Source organism: Citrobacter sp. R-1.5.2, assembly GCF_035064245.1.
GTDB lineage: Bacteria > Pseudomonadota > Gammaproteobacteria > Enterobacterales > Enterobacteriaceae > Citrobacter.
On record NZ_JASEYC010000003.1, the window covers coordinates 153,406 to 179,856 of the forward strand.

General features: G+C 53.4%; 25 protein-coding genes and 1 pseudogene. 16 read left to right on the forward strand and 10 right to left on the reverse strand.

Translation table 11 applies throughout. The features are described from left to right. Positions 1 to 320: 320 nt before the first annotated feature. The 6 genes from kdpE to kdpF are packed head-to-tail and all read right to left on the reverse strand — an operon-like array spanning position 321 to position 8,102. Positions 321 to 998: a two-component system response regulator KdpE gene (kdpE, locus tag QMN38_RS07670; protein WP_006685492.1), complete on the reverse strand. Its 678-nt coding sequence runs from the start codon at positions 996 to 998 to the stop codon at positions 321 to 323. Beyond that, positions 995 to 3,679 carry a two-component system sensor histidine kinase KdpD gene (gene kdpD / locus QMN38_RS07675; protein ID WP_271449852.1) on the reverse strand — a complete coding sequence of 895 codons (2,685 nt, stop codon included), beginning with the start codon at positions 3,677 to 3,679 and terminating at the stop codon, positions 995 to 997. The genes kdpE and kdpD overlap by 4 nt, the downstream gene beginning before the upstream one ends. A gap of 10 nt (positions 3,680 to 3,689) precedes the next feature. Beyond that, positions 3,690 to 4,256 carry a potassium-transporting ATPase subunit KdpC gene (kdpC, locus tag QMN38_RS07680; protein WP_323604787.1) on the reverse strand — a complete coding sequence of 189 codons (567 nt, stop codon included), beginning with the start codon at positions 4,254 to 4,256 and terminating at the stop codon, positions 3,690 to 3,692. A gap of 8 nt (positions 4,257 to 4,264) precedes the next feature. Continuing rightward, on the reverse strand, positions 4,265 to 6,313 hold the full coding sequence (kdpB, locus tag QMN38_RS07685; protein ID WP_323604788.1) for a potassium-transporting ATPase subunit KdpB: 2,049 nt from the start codon (positions 6,311 to 6,313) through the stop codon (positions 4,265 to 4,267). A 20-nt stretch (positions 6,314 to 6,333) separates the two neighbouring features. Then, complete coding sequence (gene kdpA / locus QMN38_RS07690; protein ID WP_323604789.1) at positions 6,334 to 8,013, reverse strand: potassium-transporting ATPase subunit KdpA; 1,680 nt, start codon at positions 8,011 to 8,013, stop codon at positions 6,334 to 6,336. Continuing rightward, the gene (kdpF, locus tag QMN38_RS07695) at positions 8,013 to 8,102 is read right to left on the reverse strand and encodes a K(+)-transporting ATPase subunit F (protein ID WP_001670793.1); all 90 of its coding nucleotides are present in this window, start codon (positions 8,100 to 8,102) and stop codon (positions 8,013 to 8,015) included. The genes kdpA and kdpF overlap by 1 nt, the downstream gene beginning before the upstream one ends. A 308-nt stretch (positions 8,103 to 8,410) precedes the next feature. Here kdpF and QMN38_RS07700 point away from each other — a divergent pair, with 308 nt between their 5' ends. The 4 genes from QMN38_RS07700 (at position 8,411) to QMN38_RS07715 (ending at position 11,782) form a co-directional block, all read left to right on the forward strand. Further along, positions 8,411 to 8,617: a YbfA family protein gene (locus tag QMN38_RS07700; RefSeq protein WP_003022870.1), complete on the forward strand. Its 207-nt coding sequence runs from the start codon at positions 8,411 to 8,413 to the stop codon at positions 8,615 to 8,617. Positions 8,618 to 8,714: 97 nt separating this feature from the next. Further along, complete coding sequence (locus QMN38_RS07705; protein WP_271449848.1) at positions 8,715 to 9,269, forward strand: DUF1722 domain-containing protein; 555 nt, start codon at positions 8,715 to 8,717, stop codon at positions 9,267 to 9,269. Between the two features lie 18 nt (positions 9,270 to 9,287). Beyond that, a complete protein-coding gene (gene phrB, locus QMN38_RS07710) occupies positions 9,288 to 10,706 on the forward strand; it encodes a deoxyribodipyrimidine photo-lyase (protein WP_323604790.1) in 1,419 nt (472 codons plus the stop codon). Between the two features lie 161 nt (positions 10,707 to 10,867). Continuing rightward, positions 10,868 to 11,782, forward strand: coding sequence for an Rpn family recombination-promoting nuclease/putative transposase (locus QMN38_RS07715; protein WP_323604791.1), 915 nt, complete (start codon positions 10,868 to 10,870; stop codon positions 11,780 to 11,782). A gap of 52 nt (positions 11,783 to 11,834) precedes the next feature. On the opposite strand, the gene dtpD is transcribed toward QMN38_RS07715, so the two are convergent. Then, positions 11,835 to 13,316, reverse strand: coding sequence for a dipeptide permease DtpD (gene dtpD / locus QMN38_RS07720; RefSeq protein ID WP_323604792.1), 1,482 nt, complete (start codon positions 13,314 to 13,316; stop codon positions 11,835 to 11,837). A gap of 289 nt (positions 13,317 to 13,605) precedes the next feature. On the opposite strand from dtpD, the gene ybgI reads away from it, so the two are divergent. The 8 genes from ybgI to nei are packed head-to-tail and all read left to right on the forward strand — an operon-like array spanning position 13,606 to position 19,900. Next, the gene (gene ybgI, locus QMN38_RS07725; protein ID WP_271449875.1) at positions 13,606 to 14,349 is read left to right on the forward strand and encodes a radiation resistance protein YbgI; all 744 of its coding nucleotides are present in this window, start codon (positions 13,606 to 13,608) and stop codon (positions 14,347 to 14,349) included. A gap of 15 nt (positions 14,350 to 14,364) precedes the next feature. Then, positions 14,365 to 15,021 (forward strand): 5-oxoprolinase subunit PxpB, encoded by a 657-nt coding sequence (gene pxpB / locus QMN38_RS07730; RefSeq protein WP_061067534.1) that lies wholly within the window; start codon positions 14,365 to 14,367, stop codon positions 15,019 to 15,021. Continuing rightward, on the forward strand, positions 15,015 to 15,947 hold the full coding sequence (pxpC, locus tag QMN38_RS07735; RefSeq protein WP_271442205.1) for a 5-oxoprolinase subunit PxpC: 933 nt from the start codon (positions 15,015 to 15,017) through the stop codon (positions 15,945 to 15,947). Before pxpB ends, pxpC begins: the two co-directional genes overlap by 7 nt. Then, on the forward strand, positions 15,937 to 16,671 hold the full coding sequence (pxpA, locus tag QMN38_RS07740; RefSeq protein ID WP_271456750.1) for a 5-oxoprolinase subunit PxpA: 735 nt from the start codon (positions 15,937 to 15,939) through the stop codon (positions 16,669 to 16,671). Before pxpC ends, pxpA begins: the two co-directional genes overlap by 11 nt. A gap of 54 nt (positions 16,672 to 16,725) precedes the next feature. After that, on the forward strand, positions 16,726 to 17,448 hold the full coding sequence (locus tag QMN38_RS07745) for a DUF969 domain-containing protein (RefSeq protein WP_323604793.1): 723 nt from the start codon (positions 16,726 to 16,728) through the stop codon (positions 17,446 to 17,448). Then, positions 17,445 to 18,440 (forward strand): DUF979 domain-containing protein, encoded by a 996-nt coding sequence (locus tag QMN38_RS07750; protein ID WP_048212260.1) that lies wholly within the window; start codon positions 17,445 to 17,447, stop codon positions 18,438 to 18,440. The genes QMN38_RS07745 and QMN38_RS07750 overlap by 4 nt, the downstream gene beginning before the upstream one ends. 9 nt (positions 18,441 to 18,449) lie before the next feature. Then, on the forward strand, positions 18,450 to 19,094 hold the full coding sequence (gene pcp / locus QMN38_RS07755; protein WP_202039122.1) for a pyroglutamyl-peptidase I: 645 nt from the start codon (positions 18,450 to 18,452) through the stop codon (positions 19,092 to 19,094). Positions 19,095 to 19,108: 14 nt separating this feature from the next. Continuing rightward, positions 19,109 to 19,900 (forward strand): endonuclease VIII, encoded by a 792-nt coding sequence (gene nei / locus QMN38_RS07760; RefSeq protein WP_323604794.1) that lies wholly within the window; start codon positions 19,109 to 19,111, stop codon positions 19,898 to 19,900. Here nei and QMN38_RS07765 read toward each other — a convergent pair. The 3 genes and pseudogenes from QMN38_RS07765 to QMN38_RS07775 all read right to left on the reverse strand — a co-directional run bounded on the left by QMN38_RS07765 (position 19,897) and on the right by QMN38_RS07775 (position 22,724). Continuing rightward, positions 19,897 to 20,943 (reverse strand): AbrB family transcriptional regulator, encoded by a 1,047-nt coding sequence (locus tag QMN38_RS07765; RefSeq protein WP_271449844.1) that lies wholly within the window; start codon positions 20,941 to 20,943, stop codon positions 19,897 to 19,899. The genes nei and QMN38_RS07765 overlap by 4 nt on opposite strands. Positions 20,944 to 21,127: 184 nt before the next feature. Continuing rightward, positions 21,128 to 22,411, reverse strand: coding sequence for a citrate synthase (locus QMN38_RS07770; RefSeq protein WP_271442210.1), 1,284 nt, complete (start codon positions 22,409 to 22,411; stop codon positions 21,128 to 21,130). A gap of 202 nt (positions 22,412 to 22,613) precedes the next feature. After that, a pseudogene (locus QMN38_RS07775) lies at positions 22,614 to 22,724 on the reverse strand (hypothetical protein). A 383-nt stretch (positions 22,725 to 23,107) separates the two neighbouring features. Between QMN38_RS07775 and sdhC the strand changes: the two are divergent. The 4 genes from sdhC to sdhB are packed head-to-tail and all read left to right on the forward strand — an operon-like array spanning position 23,108 to position 26,351. Continuing rightward, positions 23,108 to 23,512: a succinate dehydrogenase cytochrome b556 subunit gene (sdhC, locus tag QMN38_RS07780; RefSeq protein WP_161959010.1), complete on the forward strand. Its 405-nt coding sequence runs from the start codon at positions 23,108 to 23,110 to the stop codon at positions 23,510 to 23,512. Further along, positions 23,506 to 23,853: a succinate dehydrogenase membrane anchor subunit gene (sdhD, locus tag QMN38_RS07785; RefSeq protein ID WP_271449842.1), complete on the forward strand. Its 348-nt coding sequence runs from the start codon at positions 23,506 to 23,508 to the stop codon at positions 23,851 to 23,853. The genes sdhC and sdhD overlap by 7 nt, the downstream gene beginning before the upstream one ends. Continuing rightward, entirely contained in the window at positions 23,853 to 25,619 is a 1,767-nt protein-coding gene (gene sdhA / locus QMN38_RS07790) for a succinate dehydrogenase flavoprotein subunit (protein WP_323604795.1), read from the forward strand. Before sdhD ends, sdhA begins: the two co-directional genes overlap by 1 nt. A gap of 15 nt (positions 25,620 to 25,634) precedes the next feature. Then, entirely contained in the window at positions 25,635 to 26,351 is a 717-nt protein-coding gene (gene sdhB / locus QMN38_RS07795; protein WP_323604796.1) for a succinate dehydrogenase iron-sulfur subunit SdhB, read from the forward strand. The last annotated feature ends 100 nt before the right edge of the window (positions 26,352 to 26,451 follow it).

Below are 26,451 nucleotides of genomic sequence, written 5' to 3' on the forward strand. Positions count from 1 at the left end.
TTTTATTGATGAAATATGCTAATGGAAATGTTTTAGCGCTGCTAATGACTATTTTTAGCTATAATTTATATGTTCTCAATGATTGGTTTATAATGTCAGGGTTGTGATAAGTAATTTCTTGTGTAATATTTAGAAAAGGTTTGTTTGTTTTATTTTTTGTTTTTATATTTAATTTTTTTTTGTTGTGGTATATGCAGTCGTGCGGCAAGTAACAGGATGTATTAAATAAAATCAAGCGTTACCCATAATAATTTGTCACGTGGGTCATATTGAGCACAGTGATTAGATGTAACCGGGTACATGCTGAACCCGGCATTCGTTCAAGGCATAAACCGATAGCCAATCCCGGTTTCGGTAAGAAAATGGCGTGGGCGAGCCGGATCCAGCTCCAGTTTCTGGCGCAGGTGTCCCATATAAATTCGCAGATAATGGCTGTGCTCAACGGCGTTCGGCCCCCAGACCTGGTTCAACAGCTGGCGTTGCGTCAGTACCTTCCCGGCATTATTCAGCAGTACCGCTAACAGGCGAAATTCAATCGGCGTCAGATGGATTTCCTCGTCACCACGGTGTACGAGTCGGGCGGCGATATCCACTTTTACGTTGGAAAAATGCACCACCGGTTCGGGAGACGCGCCGCTGGCGTGGCGACGCAATGCCACGCGCAATCGCGCCTGTAGCTCGCCAATGCCGAATGGCTTGCTGAGATAGTCATCGGCACCGGCATCCAGCGCGGCGATTTTATCGCTCTCTTCGCTGCGGGCTGACAGCACGATCACCGGGATGGCGCTCCACTGCCGCAGGTCGCGGATAAAATCAATACCGTCACCGTCCGGAAGACCGAGGTCGAGAATGATGAGGTCGGGCTTTCGTGTGGCGGCTTCCAACAGACCACGTTGCAGCGTTTCCGCTTCATACACACGCAGGCCATCCGCTTCCAGCGCGGTGCGCAGAAAGCGACGAATGGCTTGTTCATCTTCAACAATCAGTACGTTTGTCACATATCCTCATGAAAATCTTCAAGTTCAGGGGGCGCTTCCTGCGGCAGTGTAACACGGAAACACGCCCCTCCCTGCGGACGATTATGCGCTGAAATCGTGCCACCGTGCACGTCGACAATCGCCTGACAAATTGCCAGCCCCAGCCCAACACCCGGTACCGATGATTCTTTGTTTCCACGGGAAAACTTGTCGAAAATACGCTGCTCCAGGCCGGCAGGAATACCGGGCCCATTGTCCCAAACATCCAGCAGCAGATGCTCGCCGTCGACCTGGGCGTCGATACCGATTTGCGCCTGCGGACCTGCATATTTGACGGCATTTTCCAGCAGATTGATCAGCACCCGCTCAAAGAGTGGCCCATCAACGTGTACCAGCGTCAACGGCTCCGGAAGTGACAGGTTAATGGGTGTTGCCAGCCCGGGCTCCAACATTTGCAGGGCGCTGCCTACTACCTCTTCCAGCGTTAGCCACTCTTTCTTAAGATTAAAGCCGCCAGACTGGATTCGCGCCATATCCAGCAGATTATTGACCAGTCTGGTGGTATTAAGCACGTGCTGGCGGATCTCGCTGGCCTGGCGAGCGTGTGGTGAACCTTCACTTGCCAGATCCAACGTTAATATCTCCGCCTGACCGAACAGCACCGTCAGCGGCGTGCGTAAATCGTGGGACAGGGCGGCAAGCAGTGCATTGCGAATACTTTCTCGCTCGCTGGCAAAGCGGGCCTGCTCTTCACTGGCCGTCAGAGTCAGGCGCTCCAGCGCACTGGCCACCAGTAGGGTGAAGGTTTCCAGCAGGCGTTGCTGTTCCGGGATCATCAGCTGACGCAGGTTTCCTGGCTCCACCACCAGTAGCCCATAGGTTTTATCGGCGCTTTTTAACGGTAAAATTTGATAGGGAACGCCGGGTAATGTGTCGGTGCCGGCACCGGCCATCTGCCCCTTGTCAAAACTCCACTGGGCAATGGCGTCATCCCACGGTGTCATACCCTGCTGATGCGTCAGGGGAACCAACTTACCGTTTTCGTCAGGTAATAACACCCGGCTACGGGCCTGAAACGTCGAGGCAATGAACTGTTCGCTGGTAGCCGCGATATCCTGCTGGCTGCGCCCCACAGCCAGTGCTTTCGACATCTCATACAGGTGCCGCGTTCGTTGCTCACGATAGCGTGCAACCCGGGCCTGATAACGTACCCCCGCGGTCAGATTACCGATAACCAACCCAACCGTCAGCATCACGGCGAAGGTCAGCAGGTACTGGACGTCAGACACGGCAAGCGTGCCGCGTGGAGCAATAAAGAAGAGATCAAAGCTGGCGACGTTGATAAACGTGGCCACCACCGACGGCCAGCGCCCGTAGAACAGGGCGATCACCACCACGCCCAGTAGATAGAGCATCACCAGGTTGGCTGCATCAAATGCAACCAGCCACTGCATAGCAATCAATGTGGTAACAGCGCACAATGCAGCCGCGACCACGCAACCCTGGATTTGTACCCGCCATTTATCCTTAAAGGTGCGGTTATCCGTGGTTTGTAATGTCTGACGAGAAGGGGGATCGTCCAGTGCGACAATCATCAGGTCGAGGTCTGGTGCGCGATGAGCCAGCTTGTCTGCAAAGGAATCGCTGCGCCACCAACGACGGGTTGTCGGACGCCCGAGCACAATTTTCCCCAGGTTGTGTTCCCGGGCATAACGGACAACGGCTTTGTCTTCGGCAGGGTCGGAGAGAGTGGCGGTTTCCGCCCCCAGTTCCTGCGCCAGTCGCAGCGCGCTTAAGATTGCCCGCCGCTGTTTTTCGGGTAGCCGGTGTAGTGCCGGTGTTTCAACATAGACCGCATGCCAGACGCTGCCGAGACGTGCCGCCAGGCGTGCAGCGGCTCGCACCAGTTTCTCGCTGCCGGTGTTGTGTCCAATACACAGTAAAATGGCATCGCGGGTATGCCAGACTTTTTCTTCTCCTGGGCGTCCCCGCCAGGCACGCATCTGATCGTCTACCCGATCGGCGGTGCGGCGCAGGGCCAGTTCACGCAGCGCTATCAAATTACCTTTGCGGAAGAAATGCTCGATAGCACGCTCTGCCTGACCGGCAATATAGACCTTGCCTTCGTTCAGGCGCTGACGCAAATCGTCGGGGGGGAGATCGACCAGGACCACATCGTCAGCGGCATCGAAAAACGGGTCAGGAACGGTTTCGCGCACCTGAATACCGGTGACGCCGCTGACCACATCATTCAGACTTTCCAGATGCTGAACGTTAACGGTGGTAAAAACATCAATCCCGGCTTCCAGCAGTTCTTCAATATCTTGCCAGCGCCGGGGGTGGCGTGATCCTGGCGCATTGCTGTGCGCCAGTTCGTCCATCAAAATCAGCGCCGGGCGGCGGGCGAGGGCGGCATCAAGATCGAACTCGCTGATATGCCGTCCACGGTGTGCCTGACGTTTCAGCGGTAGCACGGTGAGACCGTCCAGAAGTGCGGCGGTCTCCTTGCGCCCGTGGGTTTCCACCACACCAATCAGCACATCCAACCCCTGCGATCGTAGCCGTTGTGCCTCCGCCAGCATGGCCCAGGTTTTCCCTACGCCCGCACAAGCGCCAAAGAAAATTTTCAGTTTTCCCCGGTGCGGCGCGGTGGTCTGCTCCAGCAGGCGATCGGGGTTGGGACGTAGGGGTTCGCTATGCATGTCCTTTTTCTCAGTGCTTATCCAGCGCTAAATTAAGTTCCACGAGGTTCACTACCGGCTGGCCGATGAAACTGACCAGCGGCTTTTGTGTATAGTGTGCAACCAACTGCGTAACCTCTTCAACGCTGAGGTTGCGGGCTTGCGCCACGCGGGGAATTTGCCAGGCGACCGCATCGGGTGTCAGGTTATTGTCCAGACCGCTGGCGGACGCGGTGACCAGTTCCACGGGCACAACAGGGCTAGCCAGTGGGTTAGCAGCACGCAGTGCGGCAATTCGGCTTTGTAGCTGCTTATCCAGCTCCGGGTTGCTCGCTGCCAGGTTGCTGCCACCCGAAGCCATTGGATTATAGGGTACTTCTGCCGTTGCCGACGGGCGTCCATGAAAATAACCCGCGGCGGTAAAATTTTGCCCGATCAGTTCAGAACCGCGAATTATCTGACCCTCACGCAGAAGTGACCCGTTAGCCTGGTGGGGGAACCACCACTGCCCCAGCGCGGTGGTCAGCAGCGGATAAACACCGCCGGTGATAAGCATCAGGAAAAGCAATGTTGATAATGCAGGACGTAATCCACTCATCTGAAACCTCACACCAGACCCAGAAGGGTCAGCAGTAAATCAATCACTTTGATACCAATAAACGGCACAACCAGGCCGCCCAGACCGTAGAACCACAGATTGCGGCGCAGCATGGCGGAAGCGGATAACGGCTTGTAGCTCACCCCCTTCAGCGCCAGTGGGATCAGGAAGACAATCACCAACGCATTGAAGATGACGGCGCTCAGGATCGCAGAATCCGGCGAATGCAGTCGCATGACGTTCAGTGCGTTAAGCTGCGGGTAAGTTGCGGCGAACGCAGCCGGGATGATGGCGAAATATTTCGCCACGTCGTTGGCGATACTAAAGGTGGTCAGCGATCCGCGTGTCATCAGCATCTGTTTACCAATGTGCACCACTTCAATCAGCTTGGTGGGGTTAGAGTCGAGATCCACCATGTTGCCCGCTTCCTTCGCGGCCTGGGTCCCGGAGTTCATCGCGACCGCGACATCGGCCTGCGCCAGTGCCGGGGCGTCGTTGGTTCCGTCACCCGTCATCGCCACCAATCGACCTTCCGCCTGATACTGACGGATCAGTGCCAGCTTGGCTTCCGGTGTCGCTTCGGCTAAAAAGTCATCCACTCCCGCCTCTGCGGCGATTGCTGCAGCAGTCAGGCGGTTGTCGCCCGTGATCATCACCGTTTTGATGCCCATTTTGCGCAGCTGAGCAAAACGTTCTTTAATCCCACCTTTGACAATATCTTTCAGGGCTATCACACCCAGCACCCGTGAACCTTCAGCAACGACCAGCGGCGTCGCGCCAAGGCGAGCAACGTTTTCGACTTTCTGCTCTACATCGGCAGGGAAGTGGCCGCCGTTGGCTTCGACGTGACGACGAATAGCATCTACGGAGCCTTTGCGGATCATTCGGTTATCGATGTTGATACCGCTCATCCGGCTTTGCGCGGTAAACGGCACAAAGGTGGCATGGAGCGACTGTACATCACGTATCCGCAGGTTAAAGCGCTGTTTAGCCAGGACAACGATGCTGCGGCCTTCCGGCGTTTCGTCGGCCAGTGATGAAAGCTGTGCAGCGTCGGCCAGTGTTTTTTCGTCCACGCCCTGGGCGGGCATAAAATCAGAGGCCTGGCGGTTACCCAGCGTGATGGTGCCGGTTTTATCCAACAGCAGGACATCGACGTCGCCAGCCGCTTCTACCGCACGTCCGCTGGTGGCGATAACGTTCGCACCCAGCATGCGGCTCATCCCGGCGACGCCAATCGCGGAGAGCAGCCCACCGATCGTGGTGGGGATCAGACAGACCAGCAGGGCGACAAGTACCGTGATGCTGACCGCACTGCCGCCCCAGGCAGAGAACGGCCACAGTGTGGCGGTTGCCAACAGAAAGACGATAGTCAGCGCAATCAGTAGGATCGTCAGCGCGATTTCATTCGGCGTTTTACGCCGCTGTGCGCCTTCGACCATGGCGATCATTCGATCGAGAAATGTTTCTCCGGGATTGACGCTACACTCTATCACCAGCCAGTCCGAGAGAATGCGTGTCCCGCCAGTGACGGAGGCAAAATCGCCGCCGGATTCACGGATTACTGGCGCAGATTCCCCGGTAATGGCGCTTTCATCCACCGAGGCACCACCTTCGATAACTTCGCCGTCACAAGGGATAATATCGCCAGCTTCCACTAGCACGATATCTCCTTTGCGTAACTCCTCGGCTGGCACGTGATCCATTTGCGCGCCATATTTGGGTTCACGAAGTTTACGGGCAAAGGCGGTTTTTTTGACCCCTTTCAGGCTGTTGGCCTGCGCTTTACTACGCCCTTCAGCCAGCGCTTCCGCAAAGTTAGCGAACAGAACGGTCACCCACAGCCAGAGGCTTATCGCGCCGGTAAACACAGGGTTACCTGACATATGGCCTGTCGCCATCGCTACCGTTAACAGGGTAGTCAACAGACTGCCCAGCCAGACGATAAACATCACCGGGTTACGCCACTGAGTATGTGGACTTAATTTTTTCACTGCGTCCATTAGCGCTTGTGCGACCAGAGAAGGTTCGAACAGCGCCAGTTGCTTGCGACTCATAGTCATGTGCTCCGCATCACTCAACGTAAAGAGAGGTATTCTGCTACCGGGCCAAGCGCCAGCGCAGGAACAAAGGTGAGGGCGCCAACCAGCAACACTGTACCGATCAACAATCCAACAAACAGCGCACCGTGGGTAGGTAGCGTGCCGGGACTTGCTGGCTGACTCTTTTTACCGACAAGTGAACCGGCAATCGCCATCACCGGGATAATGACGCCGAAGCGGCCGAAGAACATGCACGCGGCCAGCAGGCTGTTCCAGAATGGACTGTTGGCACTTAATCCGGCAAAAGCGCTACCGTTGTTATTGGCGGCAGACGAGACTGCGTACAGCACCTCGCTAAAACCATGCGGCCCAGGATTGAGCATGGCGCTACGCCCGGCATCGCTCATCATGGCTATCGCTGTCCCAAGCAGCACCAACGCAGGGGTAACGAGAATCGCCAGCGCGGTCATTTTCATTTCGCGGACATCGATTTTTTTACCCAGATATTCCGGAGTGCGGCCAATCATCAGTCCGGCAATAAAGACCGCCAGCAGCACGAACAACAGCATGCCGTACAACCCTGACCCCACACCGCCGAACACCACTTCGCCAATCTGCATCAACCACATCGGTACCATGCCGCCCAGCGCAGTGAAGGAGTCGTGCATAGCAATAACTGCACCACAGGATGCGGCCGTCGTGACGACCGCAAACAGACTACTGACCAGCACGCCAAAGCGGCTCTCTTTACCTTCCATGTTGATATTGCTATCTGCGCCAAACGCCATCAGATGCGGGTTACCTTGCACCTCGGCCCACATCACAACCACCACGCAAACAACAAAAATGAGCGACATAGCCCATAGCAAGGTGCGTCCCTGTCGACGATCGCCCACGACGTCGCCAAAGGCGAAACACAGCGCCGTGGGAATTAAGAAGATCGCCCACATCTGTACCATGTTGGTCAGTGCTGTTGGGTTTTCAAACGGATGTGAGGAGTTGGCATTAAAAAAGCCACCACCGTTGGTACCGAGCATCTTAATGGCCTCTTGTGAGGCGACAGGTCCCATCGGCAGCAGTTGTTTTGCCCCTTCAAGCGTGGTGATCGCCTGATAAGGCAGCAGGTTTTGCAGCGCACCTTGCTGGATGAAAAACAGCGCGATGAGTAGAGAAATCGGCAGTAATATCCACAGCGTAATGCGTACCAGATCCACCCAGGCATTCCCCAGCGTGTTCATACTTTGGCGCGTAAAGGCGCGAGCCAGGGCAAAGATCACTGCAATACCTGTCGCCGCAGACAGGAAATTCTGCACAGTCAGGCCGGCCATCTGGCTGAAGTAGCTTAAAGTGGTTTCACCCGCATAGGACTGCCAGTTGGTGTTGGTCACAAAACTAACAGCGGTATTGAGCGCGAGATCCCACGACAGCCCCGGCAACTGTTGCGGATTCAGCGGCAGCAGGTTTTGCGCTATCAACATCGCAAACAGTATCAGCAGACCGAGGATATTAAGGGCGAGGATTGCCAGCAAATAGTGCAGCCAGGTCATTTCCTGCTGCGAAATACCCAGCCCACGCCACAGCACACGCTCAACGCCTGCAAGGCCGGGTAAGGAGGTGTTGTTGATAAGACGCGCCAGCCCAAAGCCCAGCGGCCTGGCGATAATAAACAGCACCAGCAGGAAACTGGCGATGAGTAAAAATCCTTGCGCTGCCATCAGAACGCCTCCGCATTAATCAAGGCATACACCAGATAACCCAGTAACAAAAAGACCAGCACAATGCCGGTTATCACGCCTGCACTCACAGTGCACCTCCAGTGGCATAAATGTGATAACCAGAGCGTAGGTTTTTGGTTGCAAAGATTTCGCAAAAATCTGCGGGCGGGGTGTAAAAAAAGTATAAAAATGGCAAAGACCATTATTTAACTAATGATTAGTATTAATTTAACTTTTATGTAACTTACTTACGAATTTAAGTTAAACGGAGCATCAATAGATAAAAATAAGTGGTCGGATGAGTAGCAAAATTACACACAAGGCGGTATTATTTTCATCAGTTAACCAAGTTTATTTTTCCGGTGCGATTCACCGAACAGATATATGGGAGAGGATTATGGACTTTTATAAAGAATATCCAGCACACATTGTTTTCTTGCGCCGTACCTTTGCCGTAGTGGCTGGTGTTCTGGCGCTGCCGGTCATGCTGTTCTGGAAAGACCGTGCCCGTTTTTACAGCTACCTGCATCGCGTCTGGTCGAAAACCAGTGATAAGCCGGTGTGGATGGAGCAGGCTGAAAAAGCCACCTGCGATTTCTACTAAGTTACCGTTCAGGCTCAAAAAAACCGCCAACAGCAATGTGGCGGTTTTTTTATACGTCGCAGTCTACACTTACCTGTGTAACGGATAAGGAGTGGCGATGAGCAAGAGAATTTCTGTTGGTATCCGCGCCTGTCTGACCACAGAAGCGAACGATAAATTTCTGTTTGACGAGAATACGCTGGTACGTATTTATGCCTTGCATGAATTGCACCGACTGCGCCAGAGCGGATTATCACGTGGTGCATTGATTGATTTTCACACCCGTTACAAGCTGGTGCTACTGGCACATTCCCAACCGGAGTATCGTGAGCTCGGCCCTTTTGTTGCCGCAATCCACGAATGGGCAAGCCTCGATGCTTTTTATACTGAGTACCGTTTGCGGTTGATTCATCTGCTGTTTAATCACGCCACCCGACGCAACCATACTAATGTCCTGATGCATGTGCAGGGTTATTTTCGTAACCAGCTCAATCTGCATCAACGTCAGGAATTGACCTCAATAATCGATAACTATCGACGTGAGATGCAGCCGCTGCTTGCGCCATTGATGCTCCTCCAACACTATATGACGGAACACCCGAACAGCTGGTTGTCCGGGCAACGTTACTTTGAACTCTGGCCTGCGATTCTGCGTTTACACGGCAAAGCTTAATTTTTATTCGGGAGTTTTATGACCACTCATCTGGTCTGGTTTCGGCGAGATTTACGTCTGCATGACAATCTTGCGCTGGCAGCGGCATGTCGGGATCGTTCGTCACGGGTATTGGCGTTATATATTGCCACGCCCGCACAGTGGAAAGCGCATGATATGTCACCGCGTCAGGCGGCGTTTGTCGGCAATCAGTTGAATGCGCTGCAAACGGCGCTGGCAGAAAAAGGCATCCCGCTGCTGGTTTATGACGTTGAGGATTTCACAGCCAGCGTAGAGATAGTCAAAAATGTCTGCGCACAGCATGACGTTAGCCGACTGTTTTATAACTATCAGTACGAAATCAACGAACGCCAGCGCGATGCTCAGGTAGAAAAATCATTACCCCAGGTGGTGTGTGAGGGCTTTGACGATAGCGTAATCCTGGCGCCGGGCGCGGTAATGACCGGGAATCATGAGATGTATAAAGTCTTTACACCGTTTAAAAATGCCTGGCTGAAGCGGTTAAAAGACAGTATCCCAGAGTGTGTTGCGGCACCAAAAGCCCGCGAAAGCGGCGCAATTCCCTCCCCATCAACGCCAGTTACGCTCAACTATCCACAGCAGGATTTTGATGTGGCGCTTTTCCCGGTAGAAGAAAAATCGGTTATCGCGCAATTACGTCAGTTTTGCCAGCAGGGCGCGGCAGAATACGAGCAACAACGTGATTTCCCGGCAAATGAAGGTACCAGTCGGTTGTCGGCAAGCCTTGCCACCGGCGGGTTATCGCCGCGCCAGTGTCTGCACCGTTTGTTAGTCGAGCAGCCTCAGGCGCTAGAGGGAGGCGCCGGGAGCGTTTGGTTAAACGAGCTCATCTGGCGCGAATTTTACCGCCATCTACTGACGTACTACCCCGCGCTGTGTCGGCATCAACCCTTTATTCGCTGGACCGATCGTGTGCAATGGCAAAATAACGTGACGCATTTTCAGGCCTGGCAGACGGGGAATACCGGGTATCCAATCGTCGATGCGGCGATGCGCCAGCTTAACGGCACAGGGTGGATGCACAATCGTTTACGCATGATCGCGGCGAGTTTTTTGGTGAAAGACCTGCTGATCGACTGGCGAAAAGGTGAGCAGTATTTCATGTCACAACTGATCGACGGCGATCTGGCGGCGAATAATGGTGGCTGGCAGTGGGCAGCTTCTACCGGAACGGATGCTGCGCCGTATTTCCGTATTTTTAATCCCACCACGCAGGGGGAGAAATTCGACCGTGACGGTGATTTTATCCGCCAATGGGTACCGGAATTACGCGATGTACCGGGAAAAGCCGTTCATGAACCGTGGACGTGGGCGGAAAAAATGCAGGTGACACTCAATTATCCTCGTCCGATTGTTGATCATAAGCAGGCAAGGTTAGCCACGCTGGCTGCCTATGAGGCAGCGCGTAAGGCGTGAGGGTAGAAGATTTCTGTGTAATGCCTTCCAGCAGAATGAATATGTTGCAGTCGTACACATTTAGCGCTGAAGGGGGCGCGCAAGTCTGCTAATGGCTGGATGTGCGGGGTGCTCCCCGGGCAGTAAAGTTCCGTTATCTTCTTTTCAGGTGACGGAACACGATGATAACGCCGACGACTTCCACACCGCATGATGCGGTATTTAAAACGTTTTTATACCATCCCGAAACTGCGCGGGATTTCCTCGACATACATCTTCCTGCTTCTTTGCGAACACTTTGCGATTTGGATACGCTGAAGTTAGAGTCCGAGAGCTTTATTGAAGCAGATTTGCGTTCCCGCTACTCCGATGTGCTCTGGTCGCTGCGCACACGCGACGGCGATGGCTATGTCTATGTCGTAATCGAGCACCAAAGTTCAGCCGACCCGCATATGGCTTTTCGTCTGCTGCGTTATGCGATAGCAGCCATGCAGCGCCATCTGGATGCCGGGCACAAGGAACTGCCGCTGGTAATACCGATGCTGTTTTATCATGGCTGTCGAAGTCCGTACCCGTATTCACTATGCTGGTTGAATGCGTTCGCCGAACCTGTGGCGGCCCGGCAACTTTATGCCAACACATTTCCGCTGGTGGATATCACGGTGGTGCCGGATGACGAAATCATGGCGCACAGGCGAATGGCGTTGTTGGAACTGATGCAAAAGCATATCCGCCAGCGGGATTTGATAGGGTTGGTAGAACAGCTGGCCTCACTGATCCTTACTGGATGTGCTAATGACACGCAACTCCAGGCGATGTTTAATTACATTCTGCAATCCGGTGATGAATCTCGCTTCAATGAGTTTTTGCAAGAGATGGCGCAACGGATCCCCCAACATAAGGAGAGGCTGATGACTATTGCAGAACGGTTAAGGTTAGATGGATTACAGGAAGGATTACAACAAGGGTTACAACAAGGTAAACACGAAGCCGCTTTGCGTATAGCGCAAACTATGCTGGCGCAGGGAATAGATCGCGAAATGGTGTTACTGGTTACAGGTCTGTCTGAAGAGGATTTAGCGGCAAAGAATTCGTAACCTGCGGATAAATAACGGGCCCGAGTGATATTACATCGTCGGGCCCGTAAACTCAGGACTCTACCGCGAGAGGACGGTTTTTAAATTTGAGTGATTGATATAACCAAATCAACAGCACCAGCGCCACACAGGCCAGCGCGCCCCAGGTAATTTCGCTAAAGACATCAATATAGGCGTTGATGGAATAGTTGATGGCACCGGAAGCATCAAACGCACCCTGTGATGTCTGGTCGGCAATCACACCCGCCAGGTAGTTGGCAATGGCCCCGGAAAGCAGCATATAGATGCCGGTTAATACGCCGGTTACCCCTGGGATCTCAATGCGAGTAATTTGTGACATGGCGACCGGGTCGATAAACAGCTCGGCGAAACCCATAACTGCCAGCCCTAAAACCATCAACGGCATAGAGGAGTGCCCATATGCGGCGGACCAGCGGGCGCTTAAGGTCAGAATACAGAAACCAGCACTCATTAACCCCAGACCGAGAGCAAACTTACCCCAGATACGAACGGTACGATTGCCACTCACGCTTTCTTTGACCACCCAGGCCAGCACGATGCCGCACAACATGACGGCGAAGGCGTTTACTGACTGGAACATGGCAGTTGGGACTGAATATCCCATCACGTTGCGATTAACAAAGCGGTCGATGTACAAGCTGATGGAACTACCACCCTGCTGTGCAAAGGCCCAGAACAACAAGCTGAAGAAGGTCAGGGTTACGATCAGACCCAGCTCTTTACGCTGCTTCTGCGTTTGCGCCTGACGGTAGATTTTTGCCAGAACCGCCAAACCAATGACAGTGGCAACAATCAGCGCGTACACGGACCACTCTTTCCAGAACAGGACGGTAATTAAAAGTGGTGCGGCGACCAGCAGAACCAGCAGCCAGGCCCAGTTCGGCAGAATGAACGATTTGGCACACAGCACGGCTTTGTTGACGCCGGTGGTGTGAGCAAAATGACGATTCCCGCATAAGAAAATGACCAGCCCGGCCAGCATACCGATAGCGGCCAGCGCAAAGCCCATTGCCCAACTGTACTCTTCCTGCACATAGCCGCAGGCGATAGGGGCAATAATTGAACCAATGTTACCGGCGGCATAGAGCAGAGAGAATCCGCCGTCACGGCGCGGATCTTCCGGTTTATACAATTCACCCAGCAGGCAACTGATGTTGGATTTAAACAAACCGTAGCCACAGACAATAATGGCCAGAGATAAGTAGAGAAACGCCGGAGCCATTTCACTGGCACCCAGGACCAAATGTCCCACTGCCATCAAAAATGCGCCAATCATTACCGCCATACGGTTACCGAGCACTTTATCCGCCAGATATCCCCCGAGAATCGGCGTGACATACACCAGCGAACAGTAAGCACTGAACAGTTCATACGCGTGATTATCGTTGTACTTAAGCTGGTTAGTGAGATACAGGATCAGCAGTGCACGCATGCCATAAAAACTGAAGTATTCCCAAATTTGCAGCGCGACGACGTAATAAATCGCGCGTGGCTGAGATGCTTGTTTATTCATTATTTTCTCGAAGTAAATGCCTCACGACGGAAGGAACGTGCCGTGTGAGTGTGTTTCCTTAAAGTTGTAACTTTGATACAGATCTGATTATTTTTGCAATATGCTGTCTGATTGCATAAATATACATGAATACGATCTCATGGTGGTAAGCAATTTACGTTTACAGGCCGCGTGATTGTTTCTTGATGTGTCAGCGAAATGGCTATCGACGAACGGAGGTGAGGACGCTATTTTAACTGAAGCTGTGTTGCTGATTGAGCAGGCAGAATTTATGACAACGAGGACGATGATGAAAAACACCGAGCTGGAACAACTGATTAACGACAAGCTGAACAGCGCAGCCATAAGCGACTATGCACCGAATGGTTTGCAGGTTGAGGGCAAAGAAACGGTGCAAAAAATCGTGACCGGCGTAACCGCAAGCCAGGCATTACTGGATGAAGCTGTTCGCCTTGGGGCCGATGCGGTCATCGTTCATCATGGTTATTTCTGGAAGGGAGAATCTCCGGTTATTCGCGGCATGAAGCGCCGGCGTCTGAAAACGCTGCTGGAAAATGACATCAACCTGTATGGCTGGCATCTGCCGTTGGATGCCCACCCCGAACTGGGGAATAACGCACAGCTGGCCGCGCTGTTGGGTATCACGGTGATGGGGGAGATAGAGCCTCTGGTACCGTGGGGGGAACTCTCCATGCCCGTTCCGGGGCTGGAACTGGCATCCTGGATTGAAGCGCGTCTGGGACGTAAACCGTTATGGTGCGGCGATACCGGGCCTGAAAACGTTCAGCGTGTTGCCTGGTGTACGGGGGGCGGTCAAAGTTTCATTGATAGTGCGGCCCGCTTTGGTGTTGATGCCTTCATTACCGGGGAAGTTTCTGAACAAACCATTCACTCTGCCCGCGAGCAGGGACTGCATTTCTATGCTGCCGGTCACCATGCTACCGAACGCGGCGGTATTCGTGCCTTGAGCGAATGGCTGAATGAAAACACCGATCTGGATGTGACGTTCATCGACATCCCTAACCCAGCCTAATAAAGAGGGACGAAAGTGCAGCGAGCGCGTTGTTATCTGTTAGGTGAAACTGCGGTGGTTCTGGAGCTGGAACCGCCGATTACGCTGGCAACTCAGAAACGCATCTGGCGTCTGGCTCAGCGTCTGGCTGATGCTCCGAATGTACTTGAGGCCATCCCGGGGATGAACAATATCACGGTGATCCTGAATTCCCCGCAGACGCTGGCGCTGGATGCAATTGAACGCCTGCAACGTTGGTGGGAAGAGAGCGAGGCGATGGAGCCGGATTCGCGTTTTGTCGAAATCCCCGTTATCTATGGCGGCGAATATGGGCCCGATCTGGCCGAAGTTGCCCGGCACAGTGGTTTGAGCGACAAGCAGGTCGTTGAATTGCATGCGTCAGTTGATTATGTCGTCTGGTTTTTGGGGTTTCAGCCGGGATTTCCCTATCTTGGGAGCTTACCTGAACCATTGCATACGCCAAGACGAGCTGAACCGCGCTTACTTGTTCCGGCAGGTTCGGTGGGGATCGGCGGTTCACAAACCGGTATCTACCCGATTGCAACACCCGGCGGGTGGCAACTGATAGGACGTACCGCGGTTAAGCTTTTTGATCCGCAGCGCGAGGAGCCTATCCTGTTACGGGCTGGAGATACTGTACGTTTTGTCCCGCAGAAGGAGGGCGTATGTTAAACATCATTCGTGCTGGCCTGTACACCTCCGTGCAGGATGGGGGGCGTCATGGCTTTCGTCAGTCAGGGGTAAGCCACTGCGGCGCGTTGGACAAACCGGCATTGAACGTTGCTAATCTGCTGGTAGGAAATGATGCGAATGCTGCCGCGCTGGAAGTCACGTTAGGTCAGCTGGTGGTGGAATTTGAAGCGGATGGTTGGTTTGCCTTGACCGGCGCGGGATGCGAAGCGCATTTGGATCGTACTCCGGTATGGAGCGGTTGGCGGTTGCCAGTTAAAGCCGGACAACGCCTGTCATTAAAACACCCGCATCATGGTATGCGCAGTTACCTGGCGGTGGCGGGCGGTATTGATGTTCCCGACGTTATGGGATCGCGCAGTACCGATTTGAAAGTCGGTATTGGCGGGTTTGAAGGGCGTTTGTTACGCGATGGCGATAAGTTGGCGATTGGCGTATCAACACGACAATTCAATGGCCCACAAGGGGTAAAACAGTTGATGTGGGGCAACCACATTCGTGCGTTACCTGGACCCGAATATCAGGAATTTGACGAGGCATCGCAGGCATCGTTCTGGCGCTCGCCGTGGCGACTGAGCCCACAGAGTAACCGTATGGGGTATCGCCTGCAGGGGCAGCCACTGACACGCACGACAGACCGCGAGATGTTGTCACACGGTTTGCTTCCCGGCGTGGTACAGGTCCCGCATAACGGGCAGCCAATTGTACTGATGAACGATGCCCAGACCACGGGCGGATATCCGCGTATCGCCTGTATCATCGAGGCGGATATGTATCACCTTGCGCAAATCCCTCTAGGACAACCGATTCACTTTGTTCAGTGCTCGCTGGAAGAGGCGTTGAAGGCACGTCACGATCAGCAGCGCTATCTGGAACAGTTAACATGGCGACTTAACGATGAAAATTGATTTGAATGCAGATCTCGGTGAAGGCTGTGCGAACGACGCGACGCTTCTCCAACTGGTGTCATCGGCTAATATCGCCTGTGGATTTCATGCCGGAGACGCACAAACCATGCTGGCAAGTGTGCGGGAAGCGCTGAAAAACGGCGTGGCCGTGGGGGCACACCCTGGCTTTCCGGACCGGGAAAATTTTGGTCGTAGTGCTATGAATCTGCCTGCCGAAACGGTTTATGCACAAACGCTGTATCAAATTGGTGCCCTGTCTGTCATCACCCGGGCAGAAGGGGGCGTGATGCGCCACGTGAAACCGCACGGCATGCTCTATAACCAGGCCGCAAAAGATCCTGTGCTGGCCGATGCGATAGCCAGAGCGGTTTATGCCTGCGATCCGTCATTGATACTGGTAGGGCTTGCGGGGAGCGAATTGATCCGTGCCGGTGAACATTATGGTCTGGAGACGCGTCAGGAGGTTTTTGCAGATCGGGGGTATCAGGCTGATGGTAGTCTGGTTCCGCGTAGTCAGCCAGGTGCACTGATCGAAGACGAAGAGCAGGCGCTGGCGCAAACGTTAGAAATGGTGCAGTCCGGGAGAGTAAAAAGTCAGAGTGGAACATGGGCAAGCGTAACCGCGCAGACGGTATGCATTCACGGGGATGGTGAGCACGCACTCGCTTTTGCCCGTCGTTTGCGCAGCGCGTTCAGCGCCTGCAATATTCAAATTAGCGCATAAGTATTTTTAATACAAAACAATAATATACAACACAACAACATAAGGGATTTAATTATGGGAGAGGCTATTTCTCTCTGGCCATTGACGGGGATCGCCATCATCGTGGTCGGATTTCTTTTACGTTTTAACCCGGTATTGGTGGTTATCGTTGCCGGGATCGTCACCGGGCTGGCAGCGCATATGCCAATCGCCACTATTCTCGAAAAGCTGGGTGAAGGCTTTCTCAACACCCGCAACCTGCCGTTTATCCTGCTGATTCCGCTGGCAGTCATTGGTCTGCTGGAACGTCACGGGCTGAAAGAGCGAGCCCAGGCGTGGATCGCGAAAATCCGTAGCGCCACCAGTGGTCGTCTGCTCATTGTCTATCTGTTTATTCGTGAAGCGACCGCCGCGCTGGGCTTGACCAGCCTGGGTGGGCATCCTCAGATGGTACGTCCGTTATTAGCCCCGATGGCTGAAGGGGCAGCGGAGAAAAACCACGGCGAATTGCCGGGGGCCGTGCGTTATCGCCTGCGTGCAATGTCTGCGGCGACTGACAACGTTGGTCTGTTTTTCGGTGAAGATATCTTCGTTGCCTTTGGGGCGATCATTTTCATGCACAACTTTATGCTGGAGTCCGGTGGGATCCAGACCGAGCCACTGCATATTGCTTTGTGGGGAATCCCAACGGCAATTTGCGCCTTCTTGATCCACGGTACGCGCTTGTGGCGTCTGGATAACTATCTGCAGCGTGAGGTGGCGAAAGCCAATGCGGCAGCGAAAGGAGCAGCGCAATGAATTTTCAGCAAAGCTATCTCTACTGGCTGGCGGGCGCGGTACTGTTGATTGTGGCGGTGATGTCCTGGCAGGACAAAGCGAACCCACGTCGTCTGAGCACGGGGCTGTTTTGGGGACTGTATGGTGTGCTGTTCCTGCTTGGCGACTGGACGTACTCACTGTTTGGTGACAAACGTACGGTACATATCGCGGTCGGCATTGCGGTAGTCGTATTGGCGCTGATTGCCGGGTTTGGCGGTGTGAAACTGGGAAGTTATCATCAACGCACCCAGCAGCAGCGTGAAGAAAGCGCCAGCCGACTGGGTAATCGCCTGTTTTTTCCGGCGCTGGCTATTCCGGTGGTGACCGTTATCGGTGTACTGATGTTTAACCATATTCCGGGCTTGCAGGATGCACTGTTTGGGCCGGGGAATCACGCCACGCTGGTCACGCTCTTTTCTATGACGGCAGGCTCGCTGATTGGCCTGGCAATGGCGATAAAAATGACCCATGAGCGCGTCCATCAGCCCATTCAGGAAGCCCGCCGTCTGCTGGACTCCATCGGCTGGGCGTTCATCCTGCCGCAAATTCTGGCGACGCTCGGGCTGCTGTTTACGGCGGCAGGGGTGGGCAGTGGTATATCGTATCTGACCCAGGAGTACCTCGCGGTAGATAGCCGCTTTATCGCCGTGGCGGTATACACCATTGGTATGGCGCTGTTGACGATGGTCATGGGGAACGCATTTGCTGCTTTCCCGATTGTAACCGCCGGGATCGGTATTCCAATTCTTGTGTTGCAGCATGGTGGTAACCCCGCGGTGATGGCGGCTATTGGGATGTTCTCCGGATATTGCGGAACCTTAATGACACCGATGGCAGCGAACTTTAACATCGTGCCTGCAGCCCTGCTGGAGTTGCCGGATAAAAACGCCGTGATTAAAGCGCAGGTGCCAACCGGCATACTGCTGTTGCTGGTTAACGTGTTCCTGATGTATTTCCTGATGTTCCTGTAAGGAGGAAGGATGAAAACGGTCTTAATCACCGGATTTGAACCCTTTGGCGGAGAGTCAGTTAACCCTTCCTGGGAAGTGGTCTCCGGGCTCGACAATGCTATCATTGCCGGATGTCGTGTCGTTGCGCGTCAGCTACCGTGCGTATTTGGCGAGTCTCTAACCGTACTTAATGCCGCGATTGACGCGTTGTCACCGTCGTTGGTGCTGGCGGTGGGGCAGGCAGGAGGCCGTACAGATATAACCGTTGAGCGTGTGGCGATCAACGTGGACGATGCGCGTATTGCGGATAACCACGGTCAGCAGCCTGTTGATGTGCCGATTGTCGCCGAGGGTCCGGCGGCATGGTTTAGCACACTGCCAATCAAAGCGATGGTGATGGCCATGCGCAATGCGGGTATCCCAGCCTCGGTTTCCCAAACAGCAGGTACCTTTGTTTGTAATCATGTGATGTATGGCCTGCTGCATACGTTACGCGACACACCGGCAGTGAAGGGCGGTTTTATCCATATTCCTTATCTGCCACAACAGGCCGCCGCGCACCCCGGAGCGCCAAGTATGGCGAGCGAAACGGTGCGCCGGGCGCTGGAAATTGCCATTGACACTGCATTGCAGGTGGACAGCGATATTGCAGTGACGGGCGGTGCAACACACTAACCAAGGACAGTATTATGCCTGAAGGCCCGGAGATCCGCCGCGCGGCGGATAACCTGGAGGCGGCAGTCAAAGGCAAACCGCTGACGGATGTCTGGTTTGCCTTTGAGCAGTTAAAACCGTATCAGTCTCAACTCATCGGGCAGCGCGTCACCCAGCTTGAAACGCGGGGGAAAGCATTGCTGACCCACTTTTCAAATGGCCTGACGCTATACAGCCACAATCAGCTTTACGGCGTATGGCGGGTGGTGGAGACCGGAAATATACCGGAAACGACGCGTGTGCTGCGTGTCAAACTGCAAACACACGATAAAACCATCCTGCTCTATAGCGCGTCTGATATTGAGATGCTGACATCAGCACAATTGGCGACTCATCCGTTTCTGCAACGGGTAGGGCCGGACGTGCTGGATCTGCGTTTAACGTCTGAGGAGGTTAAAGCGCGCTTGCTGTCACCCCGTTTTCGCAATCGGCAGTTTTCTGGCTTACTGTTGGATCAGGCGTTTCTGGCGGGACTGGGGAACTATCTGCGGGTAGAAATTCTCTGGCAGGTTGGACTGACCGGTCAGCATAAAGCATCGCAACTGAGTGATGAACAGCTCAACGCGCTGGCGCATGCGTTGCTCGAGATCCCACGCCTGTCCTACAACACCCGTGGGCTGGCTGATGAGAATAAGCATCACGGGGCGTTATTTCGCTTTAAGGTGTTCCATCGGGATGGCGAGTCCTGTGAGCGCTGTGGCGGTATTATTGAGAAAACGATGCTCTCTTCACGACCGTTTTACTGGTGCCCGGGATGCCAGCACTAAGCGGGCTGTTTTGGCGCATGCGCTGAGATAAACCGCGCGACTGTCGGCCCGGTTAATAAAATACTGAACAGTCGCAGGGTTTGCATCGCCATAACCAGTGCCATGTCGGCGTGGCTTCCAGCGGCAATCACTGCGACGGAGTCCACACCTCCCGGACTGGTCGCCAGATAGGCGGTGAGAAAGTCAATTTTCATATAATGTGCCAGCCCCCAGGCCATGGCGGCACAGATCGTCATCAGCGAAAAAATAGACAATAAAATTTGTGGCAACGGACGCAGTGCCATCAAAAATATCTGTTTGTCAAAACCCAGGCCTATTTGCCAGCCGATAGCCATATATGCCATTGCCAACAGCCATTCCGGCAGTTCAATTACCATGACACCGCCAGCGTTCAGCAATGCGCCCACCAGCATAGGCAGGAGCATGACGCCAGAGGGGATACGCAGCAAGCGTCCTGCCCCCCCGGCAACGGCGGCCAACATCAGGGTACTGAACAGGTTGATACTCAGTGGCGGAAACCAGACAATTTGTGCGCTGACCGCCTGTGCCTGGTCGCCCATTACCAGCCGGGTGACCAGTGCGGCCGCCCCCACCACCAACAGTACCCGCAGATACTGCATAAAGGCCACCAGGCGGATGTCAGCGCCGTAATCCTGTGCCATTGCAACCATTGCTGCGGCTCCGCCAGGCGATGAACCCCACGCACCGGTGTTACCGGGCAGGTTGCTGTAACGAACCAGCAGCCATCCTATGACCGCGCTGCTGATAAGTGTAGCCAGCAGGATGACCATAACCACCGGCCAGTGCGCCGCAAGCGTGGTTAAAATAGAGCCAGTCAGGTTTTGCGCAATCATACAGCCGAGAATGGCCTGAGCGCCAAGAAATGCACAGCGAGGGAGTTGTAGTGAAATGCCGCGCATACTGAAGATAATACCGACAATCATCGACCCAAGCAGCAAGGGACCCGGGAGATGAACAGACAGAAAGAGCAGGGAAAGAAGGAGTGACAGTAAAAACAGTAAACCCCACCGCAACACAGGCATCCCATGCTCCTGAATAATATTAAGTAACGCTTAATAAATCATAGAGAAAGCGCGATAAGAATAAAACTACGAGGGGCAATAAAAAGCAGAAATGTGCCGGATAGCAACGTCATGCGGCATATCCGGCCTATGTCTGGAACGTTTTATAGGCCGGATAAGCATGAGCGCCATCCGGCACGGCAAATTAACGCTTAATATCAGACTTAAAATCGCGTTTATCGTAGCCAGTGTACAACTGGCGAGGACGGGCGATTTTCATGCCGTCGGTGTGCATTTCGTTCCAGTGTGCAATCCAGCCAACGGTACGTGCCATCGCGAAGATTACGGTAAACATGGAGGACGGGATGCCCATTGCTTTCAGAATGATGCCAGAATAGAAGTCTACGTTCGGGTAGAGTTTCTTCTCGATAAAGTACGGGTCGTTGAGCGCGATGTGCTCAAGCTCCATTGCCACTTCCAGCAGGTCATCTTTGGTGCCCAGTTCTTTCAGCACTTCATGGCAGGTTTCACGCATGACGGTGGCGCGTGGGTCATAGTTTTTGTAAACACGGTGACCAAAGCCCATCAGACGGAAAGAATCATTCTTGTCTTTCGCGCGGCGAACAAATTCCGGAATGTGTTTAACTGAGCTGATTTCTTCCAGCATTTTCAGTGCAGCTTCGTTCGCGCCGCCGTGCGCCGGTCCCCACAGGGAAGCGATACCTGCTGCGATGCAGGCAAACGGGTTAGCGCCGGAAGAACCCGCAGTACGTACGGTTGACGTTGAAGCGTTTTGTTCGTGGTCAGCATGCAGGATCAGAATACGATCCATTGCGCGTTCCAGGATTGGGTTTACTTCGTATTTTTCGCACGGCGTGGAGAACATCATGTTCAGGAAGTTACCGGCGTAGGAAAGGTCGTTACGCGGATAAACAAACGGCTGGCCGATGGAGTATTTGTAGCACATTGCTGCCATGGTTGGCATTTTGGACAGCAGACGGAAAGCGGCGATTTCACGGTGACGCGCATTATTGACATCCAGCGAGTCATGGTAAAACGCGGCCAGCGCACCGGTAACACCGCACATAACGGCCATCGGGTGAGAGTCGCGGCGGAAACCGTGGAACAGACGGGTAATCTGCTCGTGGATCATGGTATGGCGAGTGACCGTGGTTTTGAACTCGTCGTACTCTTCCTGTGACGGTTTTTCACCGTACAGCAGGATATAACACACTTCCAGATAGTTGGACTCGGTCGCCAACTGGTCAATTGGGAAGCCGCGATGCAGCAAAACACCTTCGTCACCGTCGATGAAAGTAATTTTGGATTCGCAGGATGCGGTAGAGGTAAAACCTGGGTCAAAAGTAAACATCCCTTTTGAGCCAAGGCTACGAATATCAATAACATCTTGACCGAGCGTACCTTTCAGCACATCCAGTTCAATAGCAGCGTCACCATTAAGAGTGAGTTTTGCTTTAGTATCAGCCATTTACGGTCTCCTTAGCGCCTTATTACTTAAGACTACTCAGGTGAGATCTGTTTCAACTCATCAATTAACCATTACCAGTTTGTTATTCGGCTCGCCGCTCTGCGATAGAGGAGAAAACCAGGGTACAGAGCAATGGGCGCTTGCAGGTAAATCAGTTAACTCATGGTGAATTAGCAACAAATCAACAACTTAGCAATCCGAATTATTTAACCTGTCTATCACTAATAACTGTCCTGAAGGTATTGGTCAATACTTCCACACTGTTACATAACTAAATCTCCGGTGAAAGAGTGACCCCATAACTTTTACGCATTATATGCTTTTTCTGGTGTCGTTTGTAACAACTTTGTTTAATGATTGTCAAATCAGATGATTAAAAATTAAAATAATGTTGTTATCGTGACCTATGTCACTGTTCGGGATAAAACCCGACAAACTATATGTAGGTTAATTGTAATGATTTTGTGAACGTCCTATACTGCCGCCAGGTCTCCGGAATACCCTGCAATCCCGAGCCAACCAGCGTTGTAACGTGTCGTTTTAGCAACTGGAAGCAGTGTTTTATATGACGCGTAGTTATAGTAAGGACGCTGTCTGACCCGCACGCAGACCGGAGGAAGGAAATCCCGGCGTCTTTCAGACTACAGAAGTCTTTTTCTTCTGTGCCCGAAGTCCAAAGGGAATAATAAGAACAGCATGTGGGCGTTATTCATGATAAGAAATGTGAAAAAACAAAGACCTGTCAATCTGGATCTGCAAACGATCCGATTCCCAATCACGGCGATAGCGTCCATTCTCCATCGCGTATCTGGAGTGATCACCTTCGTGGCGGTCGGGATCCTGTTGTGGTTATTGGGTACCAGCCTGTCCTCCCCTGAAGGTTTCCTCGCCGCGTCATCCATTATGAATAACTTCTTTGTGGAGTTAATTCTGTGGGGGATCCTGATTGCGCTGGCCTATCACGCCGTCATGGGCATTCGCCATCTGTTGATGGATTTTGGCTATATCGAAGAAACCCTCGAAGCAGGGACACGCTCCGCCAAAATTTCTTTTGTAATCATTGTCGTGCTTTCACTTCTCGCAGGAGTCCTCGTATGGTAAGCAACGCCTCCGCATTAGGACGCAATGGCGTACATGACTTCATTCTGGTCCGTGCCACCGCTATCGTTCTGACGTTATACATCATCTATATGGTCGGCTTCTTCGCCACCAGTGGCGACTTGACCTTTGAAGCCTGGACCGGTTTCTTCTCATCGGCATTCACCAAAGTCTTCACCCTGCTGGCGCTTTTCTCCATCTTGATTCATGCCTGGATTGGCATGTGGCAGGTGTTGACCGACTACGTTAAACCTCTGGCAGTTCGCCTGATTCTGCAACTGGCCATTGTCGTTGCGCTGGTGGTTTACGTCATTTATGGATTTGTTGTGGTGTGGGGTGTGTAATGAAACTGCCAGTCAGAGAATTTGATGCTGTTGTGATTGGTGCCGGTGGCGCAGGTATGCGCGCGGCGCTGCAAATTTCCCAGAGCGGTCAGACCTGTGCGCTGCTCTCCAAAGTCTTCCCAACCCGTTCCCATACCGTCTCTGCGCAGGGTGGTATCACCGTTGCGCTCGGTAATACCCATGAAGATAACTGGGAATGGCACATGTACGACACTGTAAAAGGGTCGGACTACATTGGGGATCAGGACGCCATTGAATATATGTGTAAAACCGGCCCGGAAGCGATTCTGGAGCTGGACCACATGGGGCTGCCGTTCTCCCGCCTGGAAAATGGCACCATCTATCAACGTCCGTTTGGCGGTCAGTCGAAAAACTTCGGTGGCGAGCAAGCGGCACGTACTGCAGCGGCGGCTGACCGTACCGGTCACGCGCTGTTGCACACGCTGTATCAGCAAAACCTGAAAAACCACACCACCATCTTCTCCGAGTGGTATGCGTTAGATCTGGTGAAAAACGCCTACGGCGCAATTGTCGGTTGTACCGCACTGTGTATCGAAACCGGTGAAGTGGTTTACTTCAAAGCCCGCGCGACCGTGCTGGCAACCGGTGGCGCAGGCCGTATTTATCAGTCGACAACTAACGCTCACATCAACACGGGTGATGGCGTAGGTATGGCAATCCGTGCCGGGGTTCCGGTGCAGGACATGGAAATGTGGCAGTTCCACCCAACCGGTATCGCCGGTGCGGGCGTGCTGGTAACAGAAGGCTGCCGTGGTGAAGGTGGTTACCTGCTGAACAAACACGGCGAACGCTTCATGGAGCGTTATGCCCCGAACGCGAAAGACCTTGCGGGTCGTGACGTGGTGGCGCGCTCCATCATGATCGAAATCCGTGAAGGCCGTGGTTGTGATGGCCCATGGGGTCCGCACGCTAAACTGAAACTCGACCATCTGGGTAAAGAAGTACTGGAATCCCGTCTGCCGGGTATCCTGGAGCTTTCACGTACCTTTGCTCACGTTGATCCGGTGAAAGAGCCGATTCCGGTTATTCCAACCTGTCACTACATGATGGGGGGTATTCCGACCAAGGTGACTGGCCAGGCGCTGACCGTGAACGAGCAGGGCGAAGATGTAGTTATTCCTGGGCTGTTTGCAGTGGGCGAGATAGCTTGCGTATCGGTGCACGGTGCCAACCGTCTGGGCGGCAACTCATTGCTGGACCTGGTGGTCTTTGGTCGTGCGGTCGGTCTGCATCTGCAGGAGTCTATCGCCGAGCAAGGTAATCTGCAGGATGCGACGGAAGAAGAGATCGATGCCTCTCTGGCGCGTCTGAATCGCTGGAACGGTAACCGCGACGGTGAAGATCCGGTTGTGATCCGTAAAGCGCTGCAGGAATGTATGCAGCATAACTTCTCGGTATTCCGTGAAGGTGATGCGATGGCGAAAGGTCTTGAAGAGCTGAAAGCCATTCGTGAGCGCCTGAAAAATGCCCGCCTGGATGATACCTCCAGCGAGTTCAACACCCAGCGCGTTGAGTGCCTGGAGTTGGATAACCTGATGGAAACCGCGTACGCAACGGCGGTATCCGCCAACTTCCGTACCGAAAGCCGTGGCGCGCATAGTCGCTTCGACTTCCCGGAACGTGATGATGAAAACTGGCTGTGCCATTCCCTGTATCTGCCAGAGTCGGAATCCATGACCCGACGTCAAGTCAACATGGAACCGAAACTGCGCCCGGCATTCCCGCCGAAGATTCGTACTTACTAATGCGGAGACAGGAAAATGAGACTCGAGTTTTCAATTTATCGCTATAACCCGGATGTTGATGATGCTCCGCACATGCAGGATTACATCCTGGAAGCGGAAGAAGGGCGCGACATGATGCTGCTGGATGCACTGATGCAGCTGAAAGAAAAAGATCCGTCGCTGTCGTTCCGCCGTTCCTGCCGTGAAGGGGTCTGTGGCTCCGACGGTCTGAATATGAACGGTAAAAATGGACTGGCCTGTATCACACCTATTTCTGCGCTGAATCAGCCGGGCAAGAAGATTGTCATTCGCCCGCTGCCGGGTTTACCGGTTGTGCGCGATTTGGTGGTAGACATGGGGCAATTCTACGCACAGTATGAGAAGATTAAACCTTACTTGTTGAATAATGGGAAAAATCCACCGGCTCGTGAGCATTTACAAATGCCAGAGCAGCGTGAGAAGCTCGATGGGCTGTATGAATGTATTTTATGTGCATGCTGCTCAACGTCTTGCCCATCATTCTGGTGGAATCCGGACAAGTTTATTGGCCCGGCAGGTCTGCTGGCAGCGTATCGCTTCTTAATTGATAGCCGCGATACCGAGACCGACAGCCGCCTGGACGGTTTGAGTGACGCTTTCAGCGTATTCCGCTGCCATAGCATCATGAACTGCGTCAGTGTTTGTCCTAAGGGACTGAACCCGACGCGTGCCATCGGGCATATTAAGTCGATGCTGCTCAAACGTAGTGCGTAAGTTGTTGTCGTGGTTGCCGGATGGCGACGTAAACGTCTTATCCGGCCTACGGGTTATGTACCTTGTAGGCCTGATAAGCGAAGCGCCATCAGGCAATGGT